Raw genomic sequence first — 22,252 nt, 5'->3', positions numbered from 1 at the left:
GGTTCTCTGTCTGACATTGAGCGCGGGGCGCTATTTGATCTGGAAGCCTTCGGCGAGCTGGCCGCCGAGGATGTGCTTGTGCGCCGCGAGCATGAGGGCCACGGAGGGGATGGCCAGCAGGATCGAGAACACGGCGGCCACTTGGGTGGGGTAGTTCAGCACCAGGCTGTACATCTGGGTCGGCATGGTCATGAACGCCGGGGCACCCACCAAGTACGTTCCTTGCGCTTCGTCGAAGGACGCCAGGAAGGACATCACGGCCGCGACGATAATCCCGGGCAGTGCCATGGGGAGAGTCACTGAGGCGAACACGCGCAATGTGGAGGCTCCGGCGTCGCGGGCTGCTTCCTCAAGGTTCCGCGGCACGGCAGCGAACGCTGCAGCCGGGATCCACGTCATGAAGACCACTGTGCCCAGCACGTGCACCACGAGGATTCCCAGCACCGTGTTCATCAGGTTCAAGGCGTAGAAGAGCGCCGCAAGGGTAACGAACAAGCCCATCTTGGGAAAGGCGTTGGTCGCGAAAAGGCTGATCAGGAAGAAGCGTCGGCCGGGAAAATCGAAGCGGGCGAAGGCGTAGGCGGCGGGCAAGCAGATGATCGCGGACACGAGCACCGTCAGCGGGGCGAAGAACAACGAGTTCTGCACCGCGATGCCGAGCGCGCCGTCGTTGACCACCACCTGCCACCAGCGCAGCGTCCAGTCGTCGGGAAGGAGGTTGGGGAAGGTCCAGTTGCCCGCGAAGGCGCGGACGCCCAGCCAGAGCAGGGGGCCGAGGATGAACACGACCATAAGGACCACGAACAGGCCCACGACGGCACCGCGCACAATCGAGCCCAGCGTGAGCGGCCGGCGGGTGCGTGAGGCAGTAGTGACAGCCATCAGGCTTTCCCCTGTTCCTTGGCCGAGCGGAAGTTTGCCCACACGTAGAGCGCGGCGATTCCGGAAGCGATCAGGAAGACAGTGAAGGCCATGACCGCGGACTGCTGGGGCTGGTTGAAGGCAGAGAAGTAGTTGGACATGTCCACTCCGAGCATGTTCGGTGAATTGGGCCCGGTGAAGTACGGCACCGTGAACGAGCCAACAATTCCAATGGCCGTAAACGTCGTCGCGATGATGATGGGAACTGCCGCCATGGGAACGATCACCGAGACGATCGTGCGCAAGGAGCCGGCACCGGCGTCGCGGGCTGCTTCGATCATGGCGTTCGGCACGGACTGCAGTCCGGAGGAGACCATGAGCACGGCGAACGGAAGCGACGTCCAGACCGAGCCGATGATGACCGTGACCATGGTGAAAGCCCATACCGGGAAGTCAAGCCCGAACAGGGCAAAAACGCTCCGCAGGAAACCCGTGCCGGAGTAGAAGGTCAGGATCGCCCACGAGGCGATGACCACCGGGATGAACAGCGGCACGATCGCCAGTCCGGAGAGGAGCCGGGCCATTCGACCGCCCTTGAGCTTGAGGTAGAGCCCAATGCCGAGGGCCAGGAAGATGACCGTTGCCGTGCTGGCCAGCGTCACGATGACCGTGACCAGAAGGTCTCCGAGGAAACGCTTGTTGGTGAACATCTCCTGGTATGCCGCCAGCGTTCCCCACCATGAGTCCGCCTCGTGCACGTTCTGGCCAATGGTGGCAATGGTGTGGTTCAACCCACCGGTGAGGCCGATGCTGAAGCCGAAGGCAAGCACGATCGGGAAGCCGACGAAGATCGCGATCAGCAGGATCGGCGGCAGGGCCATGAAGAATCCGACGGCGCGCTGGCCCAGGCGCTTAGGGCGCGTGGTACGGGCCGGCGGAACTGTTTGTTCCAGTTCCGCCGGCTTGTGAAGCGTGGTTGTCACTGGCCGGGAACCTTCTGGTCCCAGAGGTTGTTCAGGTCTTTGCCCATCTGGTCGAAGTAGCCCTTGCGCAGGTTGTTGGTGTCTGCGTCCTTGAACTTGTCCTTCACGTCAGCCGGCAGTTTGTCCAGGCTGATGGCCGGGAAACCGGACATGTCCTTGATGATCATGGTCTGCGCGTCCGGAGAGAGGACGAAGTTGGCAAGCTTCAGTGCCGCTTCCTGGCGGGGCGAGGACTTGGGAATGCCGAGGTAGGCGGCACCGCCGGTGAAGGACGGGTTGCTGATCTGCGTGGCCTTCACGGTGGACGGGATCTGGCCATTGGTCAGGCCGGTGATGAACTGGTCGGACCACACCGGGGCCATGGAGATCTGTCCCTTGGCGAGCAGGTCAAGGGTCTGCTGGTTGCCGTTGGGGTAGACACCGCTCTGGAAGACGGATGAGTTGAGGTCCTTCAACGTCGCGAAGCCCTGGTCCCAGTACTTCTCGAGGTCCTTCTCGTAGCCCACCGTCATCTTGGCGCGGGCGTCGGCGGGAACGAACTTGTCCAGGACCGTGGCAACGAATGCGCCACCGGACCCTCCCGACTTGGGCGAGTTGTAGGTGAACTTGCCCGGGTTTGCCTTGATCCAGGCGAGCAGATCGTCGAGGGTCTTCGGCGGAGTGGCAACTGTCTTGGTGTCATATGCGAGGAGCACCGCGGAGCCGCGGTACGGGATGCCACCGGTGCCGCCGGCCTTGATGACATCCTGCGGTACATCGTTCAGTGCCGGAATCGTCTGCGAGCTCACGGAGGTCAGCAGATTGGCCGCAGAGGCCTTGGAGACAAAGCCGCCGTCCACGAGGTCGAAATCAGGTTCCTTGTTCTGCTCCGTGGCGCTGGTCAGTTTCGCCAGGGTCTGGGCATCGTGCTCGCCGTGCAGATCGAGGGTGACCTTCACGTTGTAGCCGGGGTTGGCCTTCTCGAAGGCGGGAACGAGGCTCTTTTCCCACAAGTTCTGGACGTTCGTGTCCCCGCTGATGAACACGGTGATCGTCTTGTCCGGAGATGCGCTGGCGCCATTGTTCTGCGCCGAAGCAGTACTGCTTTGCGCGCAGCCGGTCACAGCGGTGGCTGCAACGACGGCGACGGCGGCCGCTGCTAGAAAGCGGTTGGTCATGGGTGTTCCTTCATCTTGTCTCGAAAAGTCCCCCAAGTGCAGGAACTACCTTCCAAGGGCAAGGTGAAGGAGCGGGTCTTCCCCCATGAATCCGTGGTGAACCGCAGACAGAATTAACGCAAATATGTCAGGACATACGAACAACCATAAGAAGCCGGAAATCCCTACTTTTCGGCACGCTTCCACTTGATGGTCAGGAACGTGACGAGGACGGCTATCGCCGCAGCGAGGGCCAGGCTGACGGGGCCGGTGCCCCAGTCGAGTCCCCCTCGGTCAGGGGAAACAGCGGTCCAGTCAGAGAAGGACGCCCCCAAGGGACGGGTCAGGATGTACGCGAACCAGAAGGCGGGGATCGCCGCCAGCAGGCGACGCCAGTGGGCCAGCGCCGGGATGGCGATGACAACCGCGAACATGATGCCCGAGGCAAGGTAGCCCAGGCCCAGCGAGTAGGCGGTCAGGTCTCCGGTCGCCGTTCCGAGCGCGAACGTGGTCAGCACCGCAGCCCAGTAGAAAAGCTCCCGACGCCGGGTGGTGATGCTGTGGATGGAGAGGGTCTTCTCGCTCCGGTGCCAAAGCAGGAAGACGACAGCGAGCGCCACGGTGAAGAAGAGGGTCGACGCCAGATAGGGGACGCCAAGTCCGACGTGGACTGCGTCGGCAGCCATGGTCCCGAACACGCTGACCATCGCGACGGCGGTCCAATACACCCAGGGGATGTACCGGCGGACGCGGAACTGCAGGACCAGCGAAATCGCCAATGCCGCGAACCCGAGGCCCAGGGCGATCTCGGGTTCGAATCGGTGCACCAGGAAATCGGACGTCGTTTCGCCCATCCCGGTAGTGAGGATCTTCACGACCCAGAACAAGACGGTGACCTCGGGTACTTTCGAGGCGGAGGCTCGTGAGACGGCGTTTTGCAGTTGATCGCCAACAGCTACGGTGTCCTTGGCCCGCGGGCTAGCGGTGACTTCTTCGGGCATCATGGCCCCCATTGTTCACGGCCTTCCCGAGCGTTTCCCGAATGTGACGCATGTGGCCACGCCTTGACACGGTGACGAAGCCCCAAGCCACCCGGCCCCATTCGCGGGATAATGGAGCCATGGCCGATCAGGATCAGGATCCTTGGGATGAGTTCGACAGGCTCAAGCCCGCAGGACACGATCGCGTCCAAGGCTATCCCGGAGGAGAACCCTTGGGCTTTGGCTTCCGCACGGGCGTGCGGAGCGCACGAGTGGCCCTGGGTTTCGCCGTCTACGCGCTGGTCCTTGGCACCGTGCTTGTCCTCGTCGGGATCATCGACTTCATCGGCACGGGCGAGGTGCTCTGGCTGGCGTTGATGGTGCTTATCGAGGCCGTCTTCATCTATGGCTTCATCCAGTTGGCGCACCAGGCGCGCAACCGGCGTTCGACGTAGAGCACTCTGCTCCGAAGAACTACAGTCCTTCCGCGATCTGCTTGATAGTGGACAGGCGGCGGTCCCATTCGGCGCCGATGCGGTCGAGGTTGCGTGCCGTTTCGCTCAGTTGCGAGCCGAGCACCCTGTAGCGCAGTTCGCGGCCCACGCGCAGCGATTCAACGAGCCCGGCCTCCTGCAGCACGGCGAGGTGCTTGGCGATGGCTTGTCGCGTTACCGGGAGCCGCCCGGCGAGGGCCGACGCCGATGCGTCGCCTTCGCCGAGGGCAGCCAGAATGCTCCACCTCGTCTCGTCTCCGAGCGCGGCGAATACTGGAACCAGGGTGCTCGTGGTCACGACCCACCCTCGACATAAGCGGCCAGTTCGTCCAACTCCGAGTCCCAGCCTTGGCGGTGGCTCTCCATGTTGAAGGCCGGATCGCTCGTCGTGTCGAAGCCGGTCTCGACGACGGTGAGTTGCGTTCCGCCGTCGAGCACTTCAAGCGTGAAGCGGAACACGGTCGAGTGGTCAGGGTCGACCTCGGCCGGCCGGGTGCCGCGCGCGTCGTCGTTGCTCCAGCGGTAGGCGATCGTTCGCGGCGGGTCGAGTTCCTCGATCAGCACCGGGAAGGCGCCGTATCCCTCGAAAGAAAAGACACCGCGGCCTCCAACGGCCACCTCGTCAAGGACGGCGGTTTGTCCGAACCAGCGCGCAATGTGCTCGGCTTCGGTGATCGCAGCCCACACCTTCTCGATGGGTGCCGCGATGGTGATGGTGCGCCTCACGGTGAATTCGCCGGCGTCGACGACGGAGGCCTGGTTTGCAGTCATAGTCATGATTCTGGTCCTTTCTTTCAGTTACTGCAACTAAAGGGTTGCAGTAACTGAAAGAAAGAGCAACCCTTAGGTTGCAGATCGAGGCTTACTGGGGTCGCCAAGGGCGGATCTCCTGCGGCGTCCCGCGGCCACGATGAAGACCGCGACGGCGATTGCCACTATCGCGGCGCCGCCGCCGATTGCGGTGATGATGCTCCAGGGGCTGAGAGTCCCGACGCCCGATGGCGTTCCGGGGACGGCGGGTTTCGAGGCTGTGGAGGTTGTTGCGCCCGGGGCAACCGCGGCGTAACGGGACACCGAGCCGTCACCGATACCGCTGCCCGGGCTTGTCACGATGAGCGTCCCGTCCGGGGCCACCGCCAGATGCCCGGAGTTCTTCTCAGTTGGGATGGCGGATCCCACAGCTGTTGCGCCCGGCGGGATGACTGACAACACGCGGTCTTGGACCGTGGTCACAAAGACGGTACCGTCCTGGCCGACGACTGCCTCTTGGGGTCCTCCCGGGACGAAGATACGGTATGCGACCGTGTCAGCGCCCGGTTTGATGACCGCGAGCTGATTGGAACTGATGTTGGTGACATAAATTGTTCCGTCAGGGCCCGCGGCGATCCCGTGGGGATTCTCTGTGCTTCCTGACGTCGCGCTGACCTGAATGGTCCGGGAGACGGCGCTCGCTCCGGAAGGAATGACCGAGACAGTCCCCGCGATTTGGTTTGCTACGAACGCGGTGCCGTCCCTCGTGACCGCGACCTCCACCGGTCCTTCTCCGACAGGTACCGTCCGGTCCACGGTCGATCCGTTCGGCGCGATGACCGACACGGTGTGCTCCAACGAGTTCGGAACATAGATCGTCCCGTCAGGTCCGGCGGCGATCAGATGGCTCCCGCTGGAAACCGGAATTCGTCGCGCGACACCGGTCGCGCCGGCAGGAATGACGCCCACGTCGTACTGATTGCTGGCGCTGTCTCGTTCAGCGACGTACAGGGTGCTGTCCGGGGCCATTGCCAGGCCTGACGTGAACCCTCCCGTGCTGATGGTCCGGGATGGCCGGACCGCTCCGGGAGGTATCACGCTGATGCCGCCGGCCGCTCCGTAGTTGCCGACATACGCAGTGCCGTCAGGACCGACCACCACGCCAACGGGCACCCCGCCCACGTCAAGAACGTCCGAAGGTGCCGCCATCGCAGGCACAGCGCCCAGATAGGCGAACGCGGTCGCGGCCACGACGGCCAGGCTCCAAATTTTCACTTTCTCCCCCAAGAATCCCCAACGGCGCTCGACGCCGACCCAGCGGAGCGAGCTCCGCGTCTGCAGCATATCCCGCCGCCGCCCTCAACCCTTGCGCGGCAAGTACGTGTTCACCGGCCGCCCGGTCGATCCGTAGGCCAAATGCAGGTCAACGAGTCCTTTGCGTTCGAGTTCACTGAGATAGCGCTGCGCCGTAGGGCGGCTGATTCCGACGCTGCCCGCGATCTCCGAGGCACCCAAGGGTTCCGTGGAATGAACAACCATGTCGAGGACTTTTTGCATCGTGGGTGGCAGCCGCCGGGTCGCTTTGGAGGGCGGAGCCGTCCGGCGCAGGCTGAACAGCTGGTCAACGGTCGCCTGGTCGGCCACCGTCCGGGATTCCGCCTCCTGCCGCCAACGCCGATATGCTTCGAGCTGGGTCTGCAGCTGCTCGAAGCCAAACGGCTTGACGAGGTAGTACACCGCTCCCCCGCGCATGGCGGCCCGTACGGTCTCAAGGTCGCGCGCGGCGGTGATCATGACGGCGTCGAGTTTTTCCCCGGCCCCCTGAAGGGACCGCAACAGGCTGATTCCGTCTTCATCGGGGAGGTAGACATCGAGGAGAAGAAGGTCCGGTTTGAGCCGCTGCACGGCTTCCCTGGCCTCTGCCGCGGTGTGGGCCTCGCCGACGCATTCGTATCCCTCGATTTTGGCCACGCGGCTTGCGTGGATGCGGGCTACGCGGAAGTCGTCGTCGACCACCAAGGTACGGATCATTCGATTGATTGTCCTGTCATGACCGGGGTTTCGGATTCCATGTGGGGTTCCGGCAACCAGATTTCAAAGCGTCCCCCGGGGCCCGGGAAAACATCCATGGTGCCTCCTGCACGGTGAACGATCCTGCTCACCAGCGCAAGGCCTATCCCGCGTCGCATTCCCGGCCGCGGTTCCTTGGTGGTGAACCCGTCGGCGGTGATCGTGCCCACCAATTCTGCGGGGACACCGGGCCCATTGTCGGTCACGCAAATGAAAATGCCCGAGGAATCGTCCAACTGGATGCTCACCTCACGGGGCGTGGGCTGCTCGGCGAGGATCTCGACAGCGTTGTCGAGGAGGTTCCCCACGATCGTCAGCAGCGCTTGCGTTTCGAGGAACGGTTGGCGCAGCTGCGAGTCGTCAGTGACCGATATCGTGACGTCCTGCTCAGCAGCCACGGTGATTTTCGCGAGCAGCAAAGCCGCGAGCTCCGGCGGCTCGATCCGCGAGCGCAGGCCTTCGCCCAGCGAGCGCGAGGTGTCCGAAATCCGCGAGACGAAATTCCGCGCCTGGTCCACATCTCCGAGTTCCAGGAGTCCGTCCACCACGTGGAGACGGTTCGCGTACTCGTGCTCCTGGGCGCGCAGGGCCTCCATGAGGCCTTCGACAGAGCGAAGGTCTCGCACCAGCCCCTCAACCTCGGTGCGGTCGCGCAGGGTGACCACCGAGCCTATGCTCCTTCCGGCCAAGGCAACGGACATCCGGTTCACCACCAGCAGGGCGTCCTCGGTGATGACGATCTGGTCGGTTCCGCTGATCTGTCCGGTCAACAGGGAACGCAGCCTCCCGGCCGGCAGCAGATCCTCGATCTTCTCCCCCAGCACGTTTTCTTCCAAGTGGAGCAGGGAGCGCGCTTCGGAGTTGATGACGGTGACCCGGCCGTCGTCGTCGAACCCGATCATCGCTTCGCGGATGCCGTGCAGCAAGGCTTCGCGCTCCTGCAACAGGGACGCGATCTCCACCGGTTCGAGATCGAAGGTGACCCTCTTGATCCTGCGCGCCAGCAGGGCAGAACCCATGGCGCTGATCACGAGCACAACGGCTGAATAGCCGGCAATCAGCAACACCTGTTTGGTGAGCTCGCTGCTTTCGGTGGTCTCCAGGATTCCCACTGAAACCTGCCCGACGACGGTCCCGTCTGCCGCGCGCACCGGCGCCTTGGCGTTGACTGAGTCGCCGAGGCTGCCTTTGTCGATGCCGACATGGGTCTGCCCGTCGAGGACTGCGACGGGTTCTTCCAAGGTCTGCCCGATGAGGTTTGGATTCGGGTGGGAGTACCGGACACCTTTCCGGTCGGTGACCACGACGTAGTCCGGCTGTGCCTGGGACTGGACCTTGCTCGCGATCGCCTGAATCGAGTGCGTGGGATCTCCGTTCCCCAGGGACGTCACGATTTCCGGCATCTGCGCCACCGTCGTGGCGATCCCCAGCGCCCGGAGCCGGTATTGGTCCTCGAGGGTCTGGTTGCTGATCTGGGTGTAGAGAAGCGCGCCCAACGTGACTGTCACAAAGAGGATGCAGAGCAACCACACGAGGATCTGGGAGGCAAGGGGCCGCGCCTTCCAGCGCGCGCCGAAAAATCGCAAGCCACGCAACTCTGGGTGCACCGCCAACCTCTTCCTACTCTCCTAGTAGCTTATGTGACAAAGTTCACGGCTACTACGGATCAGTGCAGGACCGGCACACGGGCGTGCCACGAAGTGTGTTTCTCGTAGACGTGCGCGATGCCCAAGAGATCTGCCTCCGCGAATTCCCGGCCCAGGAAATGCATCCCGACCGGCTGTCCTCCGGCAAATCCGCAGGGGATGCTCAATCCGGGCATCCCTGTGAGGTTGGCCGGCGAGAGCATCATGAGTGCGCTGGAGAGGGAATCCTTCCCCGTTGAGCCGGTCAGCGAATGGGACATGTCCGCTTCGATCGGCGCGATGGACGGCAGCGTCGGGGAAACCAAGGCCTGGACCCCTGCGTTGTCCATGGCAGTCCGCAGGGAGGCCCGAAGATACGAGCGCACCTGATGCGCGAACTGGACGTCCTCGCGCGGCACCAAGGCACCGGTTTCGATCATGATGCGGGTTCCGCGAAGATACTTGTCAGCGCTCCCGGCCAGCAGTTCGCGATGGTGCTCGACCGATTCGGACAACGAAATCGCCAAGCTCGCGGGCAGGGCCATCTTCAGTTCGGGGAGGGACACCTCAACTACCTCCACTCCGAGTCCTTGCAAAACAACCAAAGCCTGTTCAAGGACCGCATCCACTTCCGGAGTGACCTCCCACTCGGCCCAGGCGCCACGATCCACCGCCACGCGGGTCAGGGCCGGCATCGCCTGTGGGAGCACCATCTCCGGCAGCCGGGCCGCGTTCTCCGGCCCCACCATGCCACGGAGCATGGCCGCACAATCCGCCGCGCTTCGAGCGATGGGACCGATGTGGTCGAGAGTATGGCTGACGTTGAGCACGCCTGAACCGTCCACCAGTCCGGCCGTGGCTTTGAGGCCCACCAGCCCATTCACCGAAGCCGGATTCCGCACCGATCCGCCGGTATCCGTGCCCAGGGCGCCCGGCGCACTCCCGACGGCCACGGCCACACCCGAACCGATGCTGGACCCGCCGGCGTAGCGCTCCGCCCCCCAGGGATTTTTCGACGGCGGGGTTCCCTGTCCGAAGGCGAACTCATGGGTCACCGTCTTGCCCAGGATCACCGCCCCGTTCCGCCGCAGGTGCCGGACCACGCCGGCGTCGTCGGACGCAACGCGGCCCTTGAGCGCCGACGAGCCGCCTTCAGCAGGCATCCCCCGCACATCGATGACGTCCTTCACACCCAGCGGAATCCCGTGGAGCAATCCGAGGAACCCGCCGCGCGCCGCGCTATTGTCCGCGGAGCGCGCCGCGTTTCGAGCGCCGTCCCGGTCGACGTAGGCCCAGGCATGCACTGCATCTTCCGTGGCTTCAAGCCGTCCGATGACGGATTCGACGAGTTCGGCCGCCGAGAGCTCGCCGCGGCGCAGGAACCCTGACGCCTCGGCGATTCCCAATTCCCATGCTTCAGTCATTCGCTCCACCTTCCGGGGCTTCCTGCAAACGTCCGGGGTCGAAATCGGCCCTCAACGCGGCCATGCCGCGCTGAAAGTCATTGAATGAGCGTTCGACGGCGGCGGCGTCCTCTTGCTGGATCGCCTCGCCGACCAGCTCGATGAGCCGCGCGGACTGCTCCGGAGTCAGCTGCCCGCTCACCGGCGCGCCGCCGGAGTCAGGCGACCGTCCCGCACCACGCAGACGCCACCGACGAAGACGAAGCGTACGTCCCGGAAGTCCGCAGCGCTGGCGATGACGACGTCGGCATCGCGCCCGGGCTCAATCCGCCCACCGTTCGGCGCAATCCCCGGAATCAACCCGGCCACTGCCGACGTCGCCATGGCCACCGCTCCGGCCAAGTTTCGGTAACCGCGCTCGGCCACATCCTGCACGGCCGAGATCAGCTCGTCGTGATGGCCCTCGTGGCCGTAGTCGGTGGCGAGGACCTCGACGAGTCCGGGCTCCTGGAGCAAGACATCCCAGTGCTCCCGCGTGGTCACGGTCTGTTTACGGTGCAGGAGGTCGAAAACGGAAACTTCGGCATACCAGCCACGGTCCCTGCCTAGCTTGGCCAGCGCGAGGGCTTCCGCCGGAGTGTGCGAGGGGTGGTTGGCGTGGGAAGCGATGACACTCGCCGCCGCCCCAGACGTCTTGGGGCCGCCTGACGTGATCCCGGGTGCCCCATCCATCAGTTCGCGCATGACCCGAGCTGTCGCGGCTGCACTGTGCAGGATCACCGGCACGCCATATTGCGCCGCGGCCTGGACGCCTTCCCGGATGCCGTTGAGTGCCGGTTCGATGGAAGGCAACACGGAATCCGCGATGATGTTCCGCAATTCGACGAGCTCGATCTGACCCTCCAAGCCGGCTTCGGCGGCCGCGACGCGGAGTTCGGCCATGTCGCATGCGTCCGGGTCGATGAACCGGCCAAGCACGGCTTCCTTCATGCGCCGGGCCTGCGCCGAGTGCACGCGAACCCCGCTCGCACTTTCAATGGCGCGAGGGATGTAGCTCAGGTCCTGCCCTCCCCCGCCGAGGGTCTGACCGCCGCCGAGCTCACCGATCGCAATCGCGCCATCGTCGAGCATCTTCTCCACAGTGCTGTGGCCGGACTGCGCAGGCAGCCCCCTGCCGTCGGCCATACGGGCGGCCCGCTCGGCTTCGGGCAAGTAGGTCGTCGCTCCCCGGACGTGGACAGCATGGCGCCGGTCCGCCTCCCGGACATGGTCCATGGTGCAAAAGCCGCAAAGGTTCAACACCGTGGTGGTTCCCGCAAGAAGGTGGCGGTCAAGATTCGCCAGCCACTCGTCGTCGGGCAGCGCGGGGGCACCGCTGGGCATGAGCGGGCCCGGAGTCACCCCGTGGACGTGGCTATTGATGAGACCGGGCATCACGACGCATCCGCTCGCATCGATGACCTCGCCGTCGAAGGCGTGATCGAGGTCCCAACGCTCAAGAACGTCGGCGACGCGCCCGTCACGCAGGATGACCGCTCCTGATTCGACCACCGTCTTGCCTGTACCTGGCACGACGGTGCCACCGAGGATGAGCGTAGACATTCGACTCCCTATCGATTACGTTCATAATATCGAAGTATCTTCACTATAACCACAGAGTGCAAGTACCAGGGTATAAGGACAGAGGAGATTCCACAGTGCCACTCCCCACCACCGCTCGGGATTTCGTAGGCTACGGCGAACATCCACCGGAGTTCAGCTGGCCTGGCGGTGCGCGCGTCGCCGTGTCCGTGGTCATCAATGTCGAAGACGGAGCCGAGCGCAGCATCGCCCGCGGAGGACCTGCAGACGATCTTGGCGCCCACTGGATCAAGCACCCCGCCCACCCTACGGTCCGGAACCTCACGCTGGAATCGGCTTTCGAATACGGATCCAGGGCAGGCATTTGGCGGGTGTTGCGCATTTTGAGGCACCACGACGCAAGAGCAACCGCTTTCTGCTGCGCCACGGCACTCGAGCAAAACCCGCAGATCGCGGCTGCGCTCGTCAGGGATGGCCATGAAATTGCCGACCACGGCTACAACTGGGACACGCACGCCGGGCTCGCTCCCGAGGAGGAGCGCGCGCTCATTGCCGCGTCCCGCGACTCGATCTCCAAGAGCACCAGCGTTCCGCCCACGAGCTGGTACTCCCGAGACGGACTCAACCCGGGCACGCGGGACACTCTCGCCGCCGCTGGATTCACGTATGAGTCCAATTGCTTCAACGATGACTTGCCGCATTTTGGAACCGGGATGGACAACGCGGGGAAGGACGGAGCCGGGTTGCCGGTGTTGCCCTACGCCGGTGACACCAACGACTCGGGCCTCTTCAGGCAGTTCCCCACGGCCACCGATTTCGCCCGCCAATTGTGCGGCACGCTGGACATGATGCTCACTGACGGCAGGCCCGGCCCGTCCGTCATGAACGTGGGCCTCCACCCGCGCCTTATTGGCCGGCCTGCCTACGCAGCCGCCCTGGACACGTTCCTGTCCCATGCGGGCAGCAGCCCGGCGTGGATTGCAACCCGATCGCAGATCGTCCAGGCCTGGCTGCTCACAACGAGCCCTAGGCGCTAGCGAGCAGCGCGCCCCATCCCGTGATCCGGCGCGCAGTTCCGGCCAGCCGGAGGAGATGCCACAGGGTCGCTGTTGCGCTGTCGACGACGGGCACTCCGAATTCGGATTCGAAGCCGGCCGCCAGATAGGCCGAGCGAAGGTTCGTCCCAATACAGACGACGGCATCGACGTCGGAGCCAAACGCGGGCCTCATCAGCGCGCCGATTTCCGCGCCGGACAATCTCGAGATTTCCGGGTTGGACATTGACGTCATGGGCACCGAGGAGCGGACTACTTCGAGGCCGCTGGCGGCGTACTCACGTTCAATAAGCGCCATGATGCTCGCGGGGCCGGGAAAAACGACGGCGACCCGTCCGGCGTCGAGCGCGTCGAGTGCGGCCACAAGAGCCAAGGATGCGGTGGTGGCCGGCGCACCGGTGGCCGCCGTCAATGATTTGGCGAGTGCCCGGTCCCCTTCGAGGCCGGTCCAGGAACCCGACGTTCCGTGGAACGCGATGGCATCCAGCTCCGCATCGCTGAGCAGTGACGGCGCATCGCCGAGAACCTTCGCATCGATGCGGTCATCGAGGTCTGCCGGGAGCCGGAAACGGCTGTAGTGGACCCCGACGTCCGGCGATCCGGCCAGGATATCGGAAGTCAGCGACTCCGCGTTGGAGTTCGACGACGGCACAAGCATCCCCAAGCGGGAAGAGGGGCCGGGCGGGCGGTTCGTCAATGGGACTTACCCAGCGACGGCGGCGTCGAGATCGCCACCATGACTGCCGCGGTGTCCGTGTGGTTGCTCCACCAATGCGGCAGGGTTGCGTCATAGGTCAGGCTGTCGCCCTCGCCTAAGGTGAATTCCTGCCCGCCGACGCTCGCCACGAGCGTGCCGGTCTGGACAACAACACATTCCTCACCCTCGTGCGAGTGCGGAACCTCTGCGCCGTCGAAATGCGCAGGGATAGTCATGTTGATGACGCCAAGCTTCCGGTCTGCATCGGGCACGATCAGTTCCATAACGATCCCTTGGGAAGGAATCTCAATGCGGCGGCGATCGGCTCGGCGCACCAGCATGTGGTTCTGCGTCTCGCTGGGGTCGGTGAACATGCTCGCCAGCGGCACCCCGAGGGAATTGGCCAGGCGAAGGAGCGTGGCGAATGACGGATTACCGATACCGCGCTCGATCTGGCTAATCAGGCCGGCGCTCACACCGGCCCGGTCGGCCAACTCTTCCACCGTGAATCGCCCGGCACGCTGCTCCTTGAGCATGGCGCCCAAGTGGGTGATCCACAGGTTGCGGTGCAGAGTGTCATCGTCGTCGACTTTAACAACTTCCGTGCTTCCCAATACAGCTCCTCAGTGTTTCAGCACTCATCAGTATATCGAAGAATCGTCAACTAAACGAAGAATCCTGGCAGGATCCTCCGGCGTCGAGCCCGTCTTCATCGTCACAGCATGCCAGCATCGGTGTCGCTGCAGAAGAACCACGCGGCTCATTTTCGGGACTAACACCTCGTCACGCGCGTCTCGGGAGCGACGGCATCAGCCAGCTGCGCGATCCTCGAGGCAAGCTCCCGCTCCCAATACACCGCGGCCCGATCGGCGCCCCGGGCATGGACATCACCGGCACTGGCAATGTCGGCCGCGGGAAGGCCCACGCTTTGGCCGGCAGCCCCGAGGATATCGACGACGCGCTGGACGGATTCTTCGAGGGGGACCGCCCCCGGCCTCCCTTGTTTCAGCAATTCGCCGGCAAGGTCCGTGGGACCCACCCAGCCGCCGTCGAAACACTCCAAAGCCACGAAATCCTCGACGGCATCGACGGACTCCGTTGTCTCAAAAAGCACCGTGAGCCGGGGCTCCAGCGAATAGTCCGCACCAAACGCCGAGGCGAAGGAAGCCTGTTTCGGCCTGGACCCGTGAGGACCGAACCTCGTCGCCCGGTGAGCCCGTTCAAGTTCTTTCGGATGCCGCACCCTGGGCAGGACAATCTCGTCCACGCCGGTGTTGGCGAACGCCACCAGGGTCATGTCATCAAGGTCAGGGACACGGACAGCGACCCGGGTATTGGCGCCGGACAGCCGCTGCACCGCATCCGCGCATTGCTGCAGCGTCAACGTTGTCTGCTCTGCGTCGAGGACCACGAAATCCAGGTTTCGGTAGGCAACCACGGACAACAGCGTGGGAGTCGGCTCGGCCGTAATGAGTCCGACCTGGCGGACCAGCGATGGCGCCGCCATCACTCGTCCGCCACGAACTGCCAGTCGGCGGGCTTGCTGACGCCGACAACCATGTTCACGTCGTCGTCGCCGTCGTTGGTAATGCCATGGGTGGTGCCTCGGGGAATGTAGATGCCATCGCCAGGCTTGGCCCGGTACTCGGCATCGCCCAGATGGACGAGGGGCTCGCCCGAAATGACCACGTAGAATTCCGAGGCATCGGGGTGGTGATGGCACAAGTGATGTTGCCCGGGGAGGATCCTGCCCCAACTGACGCACAGATCGTCGGAGCCGCTCAGGTCACGCGAGATGAGCGTGGAGACGAGGCCTTGGTCCCTTTGTCCGCGAAGTCCCGTTTTCTCCAGCGCCGTGAAGCCTTGTTCATCCACGTTGTGGACCAGGCGTGAAATATCCGTGGCCATCGGAGTCCTTTCTCGCGGCATTGACGTCTTCACGCGCGGCCTTCGTACGCTGCTTCGAGCTGGCCGGCGGCAGGCGGGTTGGCGATCCACCATCGGGCAATTTCCTCCCTTGTGGCAAACCAGACATCGTTCCGAGCACGGGCATACTCCAGGAAGCGCCTGACCCCCAAGGCGACGCTCGGCCGCCCGCCGATGCGCAAGTGCACTCCCACAGACATCATCCTGGGCACGGTTTCCCCTTCGATCAGAAGGCAGTCGAGGCTGTCCTTCAGTACGTTGAAGAAATCATCCGCGGTTCCGAGGCTTCCCGGGCCCCAAAACCTCGCATCATTCGTGTCGCCCGAGTAAGGGACAACGAGGTGGCGGGATTCCCCGGCGGAGACGAAGTACGGCAGGTCGTCCGCATAGGAATTCGAGTCATAGAGAAAGCCCTCGTCCTTGAGGATCGCGCGGGTGTTCTCCGTGATTCCCTCGCGGACGTACCAACCCACGGGCCGGACACCCGAGACTCCCTCTATCGCCTCCACGCAGGCACGGATTTCGGCGAGTTCTTCGGCCGGAGTCATCCCGACGGTTCCGCGCCATTTATAGCCGTGCGCGCAGATCTCGTGTCCATCGCGGACGATCGCCTGGGCGGCCTCGGGATTTCGTTCCAGGGCTGCGCCGCACGCCATGAATGTCGCGGGGACGTTGTAGTCACGGAGCAAAGCCAAAAAGCGCCAGATACCCACCCTGCTGCCGTACTCGAAGAAGGATTCCTTCATCAAGCTCCGCCGGCCCGGATCCGAAGACCAGCCACCGAAAATCGTGACGTCCTCATCGTTTTCATCACCGGCTTCTATGGAGCTCTCCGCGCCTTCCTCGTAGTTGATGACCATGGAGATGGCCACCTTGGCACCATTCGGCCACGTCACGACCGGGGGGTTTTCCCCGTATCCAATGAGGTCTCGCATTGACTCACTCCTTGCCGTTCGTCGCTACCAATCGAAGCGTCGAGTTTCTTGAATTCATTATATTGAATCAAATTTCACTATACAATCAGTGGCCTTCCGCATAGACCTTTCTGTGCGCGGCCAGTGACGTCCTGAGCATTCCGTCGACGTCGTCGATCACGTTGCCGTGAGCCGGGCCGATCAGTTTCGTGGGAAGCGTGTCCAGTACCGCTTCGATCGCCTCGAAGGCATCGCTGACGTCCACGAACTTCGTCCAGTAAAGAGCCCGGCCCGTGCCATACGCCGCTTGGTCCACGGTGGGAGGTACAGGCATCTCGCCCGACAACAAGCGGCATTGGCCCGGAAGATGGACCGGTTCGTCGTCCTCCTCTGCGTCCACGTCTCCGCCTAGAGCGGGGACATCGTGGATAAAGGAGAAGCCGTCCGAAACGAACATCATCCGGGCGCCGTCGTCGTGGCCCCAAAGGGTGTTCTCCAGGTCCCGGATGAAAGCCGGGAGGAAGCGGAACTCACGGTCTCCGAGATCGATCCGGCTGCCAGCCGCCTGTGTCCGGAACCTGGAGCGGTATTCCGGGAAATGCAGGTGATAATCGCGGACGTCACCCACCACGAGCGCCTCGGGATACCTGTCAAGCAGGGCAGGAAGGTTCCCGGCGTGCGGGATCTCGGGATGGGTCGGGAAGACATAATCCAAGGGCCGTCCATCGAGAACCAATTCCAGCTGGGCAAGAAGGAGGGTCCGGTGAGCCGGATCCCCAGTGTCCACCAAGAGCGTCGCTTTGGAACCCACCACCAGGTAGGAGGACACATGGTAGTGGACCTCCTGCCCCTGGGCGTTGGCCGAAAGGCACCCACCCAGCCAGTAGGTTCCGTCGGCAAGCCATCGGAGATCGACCGCATCGTTCTTCACTGGATCCCCATCTCCTCGATTGCCCACGCAAGCTCCGAAGCTTGCTCAAGGCACACGTCCGCGCCAACAAAGGGAGCCCCGTAGCCGGGGCCGACGGCGCGGACTTCGCGGTCCCGGAAGATGTCCCTGATATTCCTGGCGATGGGCCCGGTATCCGCCCCGGTGAGCCAGCGGAATTTCCGGAGTCCCTCGCGGGTCTCCAGCTCGGCGCTCCCGCCGTGGGTAAACGCATCCGAGGTCAGGAGCCCGCCGGATTCCGGATCGAAGACCCAGAGCGTCGGCAGGAGCCTGAGCAGCGGTGAGATGAGTTCGACGACGACTCCGTCCAGCACTTCTACACGCCTCGATGTCCCAGGATCCACGGCAATCCGCTTGGATTCGGCCTTCGAACGGGGCACCGTGATGCCGCCGGTGTACCAGACCGAGCCAACCGCGAAGTGCTCCTCGATCGCCGGGATGTTGAGGCAACATTCCATTTCGGTCCGGGTGAGGACAATGGATAACGGCTCTCCGGGTGAGAGCAGCCGGTCAAGCTGTTCGATGATCTCCTCTTGGTGAAGGCGAATCCCGGTGTCCACCAGCACCGAACCGGACGGCCCCCTGAGCAGGTAGCTGTTCACCGCCTGCGTACGCCGAACGCCGGGCGGGCACCAGCTCACGCGCTCGTCCAGTTCGATGTCTCCGCCGACCCGGTGGATCCGGCCGCTCAGTAAACCGCGCATTGTCACTCCTTCCCCTGGATCCGGATGGTTCAGGAGGTGCTGGCTGTCTCCCAGACAGCAATTGCTTCATCGAGGGTGCAGACGTCGTGCCGGGCCCGCATGACGGTCAACGCGGCGTCGTGCACCACCGTGTCGTAGGCTCCCACCGCGTCCTCGAGCAGCACAGCGTAGAAGTCGTTGTGCACGGCGTCGCGCAGGGTTGCTTCCACGCAGCCACCGGTGGAAACGCCTACGAGCGCCACCGATTCAATCGCTTGACTGCGCAGCAGCAAGGCAAGTTCGGTGGCGATGAAGGCGCTCGGGCGTCGCTTGGTGATCACGACTTCCCCGTCTTCGGGCATGCAGGGTCCGCAGAATTCCGTCGCGGGGTCGCCTTTGGCACTGAGCTTGCCGAGGTCTATGGGGCGTCCGTTCGCCGCGGTATAGAGTGCACGCAGCCAAGCGGCCGGGGAGCTCGCGCCGTCGGGAAGGTTCTCGACGCGAATGTGGAAAACCGGTACCCCATTGGCACGTGCCGCGGTAATGGCCCGCCCGCATTTTTCGACAACGGACGGCATCATGCTCATGTCATGCCCGGAGTCCCCGATTGCGCCTCCGTGCGAAACAGCTCCTACCTGCATGTCGATGACAACCAGGGCCGTGGTGGCGGGATCGAGCAGTTCCTCGAGGGTGTCGCGGACGGTTTTGCCGCAGATTTCAATCATGGCTTTCTTCCTTCAGGGGATCTGGGGTCAAAGCGGATCCGGGGTCGGGTGAGTCCTGGCCGGCGGTCGCCCGCCGGCCAGAACCAGGTGTTTCTTGGGGTTGCTACTTGCCCAGACCGGCGAAATACACCTGGTCGTTGGTGAGCGGGACCGCGCCCGTCAAGGTGTCCTGCTTGACGATCAGGTTGCGGACCTCCACCAGGGAAAGGATCGGAGCGCCTTGGTCCACCAGTCCGGCCATCTTCTTGAGCAGGGCTGCCCGCTGGTCCGTATTGGTGCTCGGGGTGGCGGCCAGCTGAGTCCGGGTGGCGTCGAATTCAGGATTGGACCATCCGGTGCTGTTGCTCGGAGCTCCCGTGGAGTAGAACGCGTAGGTGTAGAACGCGGGATCGGCAATGACGATCGGCTCTGAGTACAGGACTGCCTGGAAGCGGCCGTCAATGAGCGCCGAGGAGAAGTCGGTCGGGCTCGCCACGTTCAACAGCTGCACCGTGATGCCCACCTTAGCCAACATCGATTGGATGAGGACGGCTGAACTCTTCGCGACGGGGCCCGGGCGGCTTACGCTGTAGCTGAGCGTCAGCGGGAAACCGTTCGCGTACTGGGTCTGAGCGAGCAGCTTCTTGGCCCCGTCGGGGTCGTATTTGTAGGTGGGCGAATCCTTCACCGTGGGAAAGATCGAGCCCGCGGGGTCCGCGAGGCCGGCGTAGGCGCCCTTGGCCAAGGCAGCACGGTCGATCGCCATGGAAACTGCCTGGCGAACCTTCTCATCAGCCAGCGGACCGGTCTTCGTGTTGAACATCATCGTGTCGCGGGTCTGGCTGGTGCACTTAAGGACACTGACTCCACTGACGCCCGTCATGGAGCTGTATTGGTCATATTCGAAGCCGTTGGCAATCTGGGCCTCGCCCATCTTCACCAATTGGGTCCGGGTAGCGGTGTCGGGAACAGCCTTGACCACAACCCTCTTCACCGAGCCCCGGTCGCCGCCCCAGTTCGGGTCAGCGGTCACCGTCAGGGACGTACCGGGAGTAAACTCCTCGAGCTTCCACCCGCTGTAGTCGGCCAGGTTTTTCGAGAGCCACTTGTTGGCCGTGGGGTCATCCGGGGTGACGTGAAGTTTCGCTTCCTTGCTGTCGTGGATGTAGAAGAGATTGTTCTGAAGTGACTCGAGCGTGTATGACGTCATGCCCAAGGTGTTGAGTTCCACAGTGCGGTCATCGATCACGGTGACGAGGTTGTCCACGTTGAATCCGCTGCTCTTGAGCGTCCCCTTCATGACGGGCTGCCGGACCATGCCGATCGCCAGGCTCCATTTCACGTCTTCGGCCGAGAGTGTGTTTCCAAATTGGCTCGTCAGCTTCCGTAGCTTGACGATGACACCCTTGCCGTCCGGTGCTGGTGCGGCGCTCTCGGCGAGCCGACCGGTGACCGCGGTAGACGGCGTCGAGCATGATTGGTCATCCGTCGCGCCGGATTTGTACTCCAGCAACTGGGAACCGAGGCCACTGAGCACCACGTGCGATGCACTGCCGCCCCAAGGGGCGGGGGTGAGGCTGTCCGGGAGGGCGCCGACTGCGATGACGACCGACTCCGGCTTGGCCACCGCCGCGGTGGGAGTGGCTCCCCCGCATCCGGTGAGCGACACAGCTGCCGCGGCTGCGACCCAGCCGAGCAATAAACGCGAATTCTTCATAAGCCTGGTTCCAATTTCTGTACAGAGGGAAAGGACGTTTTACGAGTAGTGCGCTGCTGATGTGGGCAGTGGATTAGTAACGGTAGGCGTGCTTGTGGCCGGCCCGGATGATGGGCGCCACCTCCGGAATATTGGTGATCACGTTGCCGTGGGTGGGCGCTACGATCTTGACCCCAAGGTCGTCCATCAGCTTGCCGACACGGTCGTAAACCTGGTCGGCGTCATTGGCGAATCTGGCCCAGTACAACGCGCTGCCGGTAAAGAAGGCCGCGTTCTCGACCGCGATGGGTGCCGAGAGTTCATCTGTTGTCAGGCCACATTCGCCGGGGAGGTGCACCGGATCCTCATCATCGAGTTCCGGGCGGTGCATGTAGCAAAAGCCGTCGGCCGTGAAGAGCACGCCCGACTTCGGGACGAAGCCCCATTGGGTATTCGGCAGGTCCCTGATCATGGCCTCAACGATCACGAACTCGTATCCGCCGCCGAGATCTACCTTGTCCCCGGGAACCCGGGCGTGAAGGTTGGGCACGATCTGCGGGTAGAAGAGGTGGTAGTCCCGGATGTCGCCGACAACCATGATGTCGGGGTACTTCTCGACGAGGCGGGGAAGGTTTCCCGTGTGCGGAAGCTCCGGATGGGTCGGGAACACGTAGGTCAGCGGCTTGTCCCCCAGCAAACCGTCGAGGGTTTCCGAAATGATGTTCCAGCTGGAGGGGTTGCCCGTGTCAATGAGGATCGACGACTCGGTCCCCTGCGCGAGGTACGTGGAGGTGTGCCCGTGGATTACGCGGTCCTGGAGGTGGAACGGCAGGCAGGAACTCATCCAGGTGACGCCGTCGGCTACCTCACGCGGAAGGTCGCGGCTCATAGTTTCTACTAGTTCTTCCATGGGAATCCTCCTAAGCCTTTTCCGGTGCCAATGCGGCGAGCATGAAATCGAGGTGCCGGCGGACGAGTTCACGCCCGCGGATGACGCAACCGCGGGAAGGGGCGATCGTCTCGGGGTCCAGGGTCTCGAACTTGTCGGCGAGCCATTCCCGGAGCGGCTCGCATGTGGCCCGCGGGATCCACTCATATTTCGCGTAGAGGTGCTCGGCGACTTGCTCGGCGGTGGTGGTGTCTTGGGTGATCGAGCCAATGATGCGGGAACCGTCCGGACTCGCCATGGTGCCATGGGTGAAGGTGTCTGAGGTGAAGATTGTTCCGGTATTCGCGTCCCAACCCCAGAAGGTCGGGAGGAGCCGCAGGAGGGGCGATTCGATGGTCAAGCGACGTCCCGGCGCCACCTCGATCTCCGGAGTGCGGGCCATGGAATCTCCGCCCTCCCCCTTCTGGTCGATCTGCTGCCGACGGCCCCTGAGTGCGAGCCGGCTGAGGTCATCGAAGGCATCGAAGGGGTTGATGGCACCGCCGGTGAAGAGCCGCTCGATGTCGAATTTTCCGGCAATGGGTTCCAGGTTCGAAACGCAGTCCATCTCGCTCCGCGTGAAGAACATGGAGAGCCGGCCGTCGTCGTCGAGCAACTCCACCAGGTCATCGAGGATTTCCTGGCTGTGGACTGCGAGCCCGGTGTCGACCAGCAACCGGCCGGAGCCCTCGCTGAGGAGATAGCAATTCGACGGCTGGAAGCCGGTTGCTCCGGCCGGTACCCAGCTCACGCGGCCGTCAAGCGGAATGGTTCCACCGAGGGCGGTAACTTTATCTTCATGAACTTTAGTGAACAT

The 22,252-nt window shown here is 63.5% G+C and carries 25 protein-coding genes; 2 read left to right on the top strand and 23 right to left on the bottom strand.

The genetic code is table 11. From position 1 onward, the window contains the following. Positions 1–30 precede the first annotated feature (30 nt). The 4 genes from OIT41_RS03690 to OIT41_RS03675 form a co-directional block, all read right to left on the bottom strand. A complete protein-coding gene (locus tag OIT41_RS03690; protein ID WP_241708079.1) occupies positions 31–882 on the bottom strand; it encodes an ABC transporter permease in 852 nt (283 codons plus the stop codon). After that, complete coding sequence (locus tag OIT41_RS03685) at positions 882–1,844, bottom strand: ABC transporter permease (protein WP_241708078.1); 963 nt, start codon at positions 1,842–1,844, stop codon at positions 882–884. The genes OIT41_RS03690 and OIT41_RS03685 overlap by 1 nt, the downstream gene beginning before the upstream one ends. Beyond that, a complete protein-coding gene (locus tag OIT41_RS03680) occupies positions 1,841–3,001 on the bottom strand; it encodes an extracellular solute-binding protein (RefSeq protein WP_241708077.1) in 1,161 nt (386 codons plus the stop codon). The genes OIT41_RS03685 and OIT41_RS03680 overlap by 4 nt, the downstream gene beginning before the upstream one ends. Positions 3,002–3,165: 164 nt before the next feature. After that, entirely contained in the window at positions 3,166–3,984 is an 819-nt protein-coding gene (locus tag OIT41_RS03675) for a hypothetical protein (protein ID WP_241708076.1), read from the bottom strand. A 116-nt stretch (positions 3,985–4,100) separates the two neighbouring features. Here OIT41_RS03675 and OIT41_RS03670 point away from each other — a divergent pair, with 116 nt between their 5' ends. Beyond that, positions 4,101–4,415, top strand: a complete 315-nt coding sequence (locus OIT41_RS03670) for a hypothetical protein (RefSeq protein ID WP_241708075.1) — start codon at positions 4,101–4,103, stop codon at positions 4,413–4,415. Between the two features lie 19 nt (positions 4,416–4,434). Here OIT41_RS03670 and OIT41_RS03665 read toward each other — a convergent pair whose 3' ends face one another. The 8 genes from OIT41_RS03665 to OIT41_RS03630 form a co-directional block, all read right to left on the bottom strand. Further along, positions 4,435–4,752 (bottom strand): ArsR/SmtB family transcription factor, encoded by a 318-nt coding sequence (locus OIT41_RS03665; protein ID WP_241708074.1) that lies wholly within the window; start codon positions 4,750–4,752, stop codon positions 4,435–4,437. Next, on the bottom strand, positions 4,749–5,231 hold the full coding sequence (locus tag OIT41_RS03660; RefSeq protein WP_241708073.1) for an SRPBCC family protein: 483 nt from the start codon (positions 5,229–5,231) through the stop codon (positions 4,749–4,751). Before OIT41_RS03660 ends, OIT41_RS03665 begins: the two co-directional genes overlap by 4 nt. A gap of 66 nt (positions 5,232–5,297) precedes the next feature. Continuing rightward, positions 5,298–6,479: a hypothetical protein gene (locus OIT41_RS03655; RefSeq protein WP_241708072.1), complete on the bottom strand. Its 1,182-nt coding sequence runs from the start codon at positions 6,477–6,479 to the stop codon at positions 5,298–5,300. An 84-nt stretch (positions 6,480–6,563) separates the two neighbouring features. Then, the gene (locus OIT41_RS03650) at positions 6,564–7,235 is read right to left on the bottom strand and encodes a response regulator (protein WP_241708071.1); all 672 of its coding nucleotides are present in this window, start codon (positions 7,233–7,235) and stop codon (positions 6,564–6,566) included. After that, positions 7,232–8,860 carry a sensor histidine kinase gene (locus tag OIT41_RS03645; protein ID WP_241708070.1) on the bottom strand — a complete coding sequence of 543 codons (1,629 nt, stop codon included), beginning with the start codon at positions 8,858–8,860 and terminating at the stop codon, positions 7,232–7,234. The genes OIT41_RS03650 and OIT41_RS03645 overlap by 4 nt, the downstream gene beginning before the upstream one ends. Before the next feature lie 80 nt (positions 8,861–8,940). Further along, a complete protein-coding gene (locus OIT41_RS03640) occupies positions 8,941–10,323 on the bottom strand; it encodes an amidase (RefSeq protein ID WP_241708069.1) in 1,383 nt (460 codons plus the stop codon). Then, positions 10,316–10,504, bottom strand: coding sequence for a hypothetical protein (locus OIT41_RS03635; protein WP_241708068.1), 189 nt, complete (start codon positions 10,502–10,504; stop codon positions 10,316–10,318). Before OIT41_RS03635 ends, OIT41_RS03640 begins: the two co-directional genes overlap by 8 nt. Continuing rightward, complete coding sequence (locus tag OIT41_RS03630) at positions 10,501–11,904, bottom strand: amidohydrolase family protein (protein ID WP_264637441.1); 1,404 nt, start codon at positions 11,902–11,904, stop codon at positions 10,501–10,503. Before OIT41_RS03630 ends, OIT41_RS03635 begins: the two co-directional genes overlap by 4 nt. 95 nt (positions 11,905–11,999) lie before the next feature. Between OIT41_RS03630 and OIT41_RS03625 the strand changes: the two genes are divergently transcribed. Then, on the top strand, positions 12,000–12,920 hold the full coding sequence (locus OIT41_RS03625; RefSeq protein WP_241708066.1) for a polysaccharide deacetylase family protein: 921 nt from the start codon (positions 12,000–12,002) through the stop codon (positions 12,918–12,920). Here the strand turns inward: OIT41_RS03625 and OIT41_RS03620 are convergent. The 11 genes from OIT41_RS03620 to OIT41_RS03570 form a co-directional block, all read right to left on the bottom strand. Beyond that, a complete protein-coding gene (locus OIT41_RS03620) occupies positions 12,910–13,590 on the bottom strand; it encodes an aspartate/glutamate racemase family protein (protein ID WP_241708065.1) in 681 nt (226 codons plus the stop codon). The two genes, OIT41_RS03625 and OIT41_RS03620, sit on opposite strands and share 11 nt — an antisense overlap. A 41-nt stretch (positions 13,591–13,631) precedes the next feature. Further along, the gene (locus OIT41_RS03615; RefSeq protein WP_241708064.1) at positions 13,632–14,249 is read right to left on the bottom strand and encodes a helix-turn-helix domain-containing protein; all 618 of its coding nucleotides are present in this window, start codon (positions 14,247–14,249) and stop codon (positions 13,632–13,634) included. 158 nt (positions 14,250–14,407) lie between these two features. Next, complete coding sequence (locus OIT41_RS03610; RefSeq protein ID WP_241708063.1) at positions 14,408–15,142, bottom strand: aldolase/citrate lyase family protein; 735 nt, start codon at positions 15,140–15,142, stop codon at positions 14,408–14,410. Next, the gene (locus tag OIT41_RS03605) at positions 15,142–15,543 is read right to left on the bottom strand and encodes a cupin domain-containing protein (protein WP_241708062.1); all 402 of its coding nucleotides are present in this window, start codon (positions 15,541–15,543) and stop codon (positions 15,142–15,144) included. The genes OIT41_RS03610 and OIT41_RS03605 overlap by 1 nt, the downstream gene beginning before the upstream one ends. Before the next feature lie 29 nt (positions 15,544–15,572). Next, positions 15,573–16,496 (bottom strand): polysaccharide deacetylase family protein, encoded by a 924-nt coding sequence (locus OIT41_RS03600; RefSeq protein ID WP_241708061.1) that lies wholly within the window; start codon positions 16,494–16,496, stop codon positions 15,573–15,575. An 85-nt stretch (positions 16,497–16,581) separates the two neighbouring features. Beyond that, complete coding sequence (locus OIT41_RS03595) at positions 16,582–17,406, bottom strand: MBL fold metallo-hydrolase (RefSeq protein ID WP_241708060.1); 825 nt, start codon at positions 17,404–17,406, stop codon at positions 16,582–16,584. Further along, a complete protein-coding gene (locus OIT41_RS03590) occupies positions 17,403–18,128 on the bottom strand; it encodes a hypothetical protein (RefSeq protein WP_241708059.1) in 726 nt (241 codons plus the stop codon). The genes OIT41_RS03595 and OIT41_RS03590 overlap by 4 nt, the downstream gene beginning before the upstream one ends. 29 nt (positions 18,129–18,157) lie before the next feature. Then, the gene (locus tag OIT41_RS03585) at positions 18,158–18,832 is read right to left on the bottom strand and encodes a cysteine hydrolase family protein (protein WP_241708058.1); all 675 of its coding nucleotides are present in this window, start codon (positions 18,830–18,832) and stop codon (positions 18,158–18,160) included. A gap of 103 nt (positions 18,833–18,935) precedes the next feature. Continuing rightward, entirely contained in the window at positions 18,936–20,528 is a 1,593-nt protein-coding gene (locus OIT41_RS03580; RefSeq protein ID WP_241708057.1) for an ABC transporter substrate-binding protein, read from the bottom strand. Positions 20,529–20,601: 73 nt separating this feature from the next. Continuing rightward, positions 20,602–21,417: an MBL fold metallo-hydrolase gene (locus OIT41_RS03575; protein ID WP_241708056.1), complete on the bottom strand. Its 816-nt coding sequence runs from the start codon at positions 21,415–21,417 to the stop codon at positions 20,602–20,604. Between the two features lie 10 nt (positions 21,418–21,427). Beyond that, positions 21,428–22,252, bottom strand: coding sequence for a hypothetical protein (locus OIT41_RS03570; protein WP_264637440.1), 825 nt, complete (start codon positions 22,250–22,252; stop codon positions 21,428–21,430).

This window comes from Arthrobacter sp. YA7-1 (assembly GCF_025960325.1).
GTDB classification, from domain to species: Bacteria; Actinomycetota; Actinomycetes; order Actinomycetales; family Micrococcaceae; genus Arthrobacter; species Arthrobacter bambusae_A.
Note: the sequence above shows the minus strand (reverse complement) of the source record. Positions and strands in the feature narration are given on the sequence as shown.

What these genes read in the sequence shown, in the direction of transcription:
- OIT41_RS03690 (WP_241708079.1), bottom strand. Translation starts at nt 882, where the DNA reads ATGGCTGTCACTACTGCCTCACGCACCCGCCGGCCGCTCACGCTGGGC.
- OIT41_RS03680 (WP_241708077.1), bottom strand. Translation starts at nt 3,001, where the DNA reads ATGACCAACCGCTTTCTAGCAGCGGCCGCCGTCGCCGTCGTTGCAGCC.
- OIT41_RS03675 (WP_241708076.1), bottom strand. Translation starts at nt 3,984, where the DNA reads ATGATGCCCGAAGAAGTCACCGCTAGCCCGCGGGCCAAGGACACCGTA.
- OIT41_RS03670 (WP_241708075.1), top strand. Translation starts at nt 4,101, where the DNA reads ATGGCCGATCAGGATCAGGATCCTTGGGATGAGTTCGACAGGCTCAAG.
- OIT41_RS03660 (WP_241708073.1), bottom strand. Translation starts at nt 5,231, where the DNA reads ATGACTATGACTGCAAACCAGGCCTCCGTCGTCGACGCCGGCGAATTC.
- OIT41_RS03650 (WP_241708071.1), bottom strand. Translation starts at nt 7,235, where the DNA reads ATGATCCGTACCTTGGTGGTCGACGACGACTTCCGCGTAGCCCGCATC.
- OIT41_RS03640 (WP_241708069.1), bottom strand. Translation starts at nt 10,323, where the DNA reads ATGACTGAAGCATGGGAATTGGGAATCGCCGAGGCGTCAGGGTTCCTG.
- OIT41_RS03630 (WP_264637441.1), bottom strand. Translation starts at nt 11,904, where the DNA reads ATGTCTACGCTCATCCTCGGTGGCACCGTCGTGCCAGGTACAGGCAAG.
- OIT41_RS03610 (WP_241708063.1), bottom strand. Translation starts at nt 15,142, where the DNA reads ATGGCGGCGCCATCGCTGGTCCGCCAGGTCGGACTCATTACGGCCGAG.
- OIT41_RS03605 (WP_241708062.1), bottom strand. Translation starts at nt 15,543, where the DNA reads ATGGCCACGGATATTTCACGCCTGGTCCACAACGTGGATGAACAAGGC.
- OIT41_RS03600 (WP_241708061.1), bottom strand. Translation starts at nt 16,496, where the DNA reads ATGCGAGACCTCATTGGATACGGGGAAAACCCCCCGGTCGTGACGTGG.
- OIT41_RS03590 (WP_241708059.1), bottom strand. Translation starts at nt 18,128, where the DNA reads ATGCGCGGTTTACTGAGCGGCCGGATCCACCGGGTCGGCGGAGACATC.
- OIT41_RS03585 (WP_241708058.1), bottom strand. Translation starts at nt 18,832, where the DNA reads ATGATTGAAATCTGCGGCAAAACCGTCCGCGACACCCTCGAGGAACTG.
- OIT41_RS03580 (WP_241708057.1), bottom strand. Translation starts at nt 20,528, where the DNA reads ATGAAGAATTCGCGTTTATTGCTCGGCTGGGTCGCAGCCGCGGCAGCT.
- OIT41_RS03575 (WP_241708056.1), bottom strand. Translation starts at nt 21,417, where the DNA reads ATGGAAGAACTAGTAGAAACTATGAGCCGCGACCTTCCGCGTGAGGTA.
- OIT41_RS03570 (WP_264637440.1), bottom strand. Translation starts at nt 22,252, where the DNA reads ATGTTCACTAAAGTTCATGAAGATAAAGTTACCGCCCTCGGTGGAACC.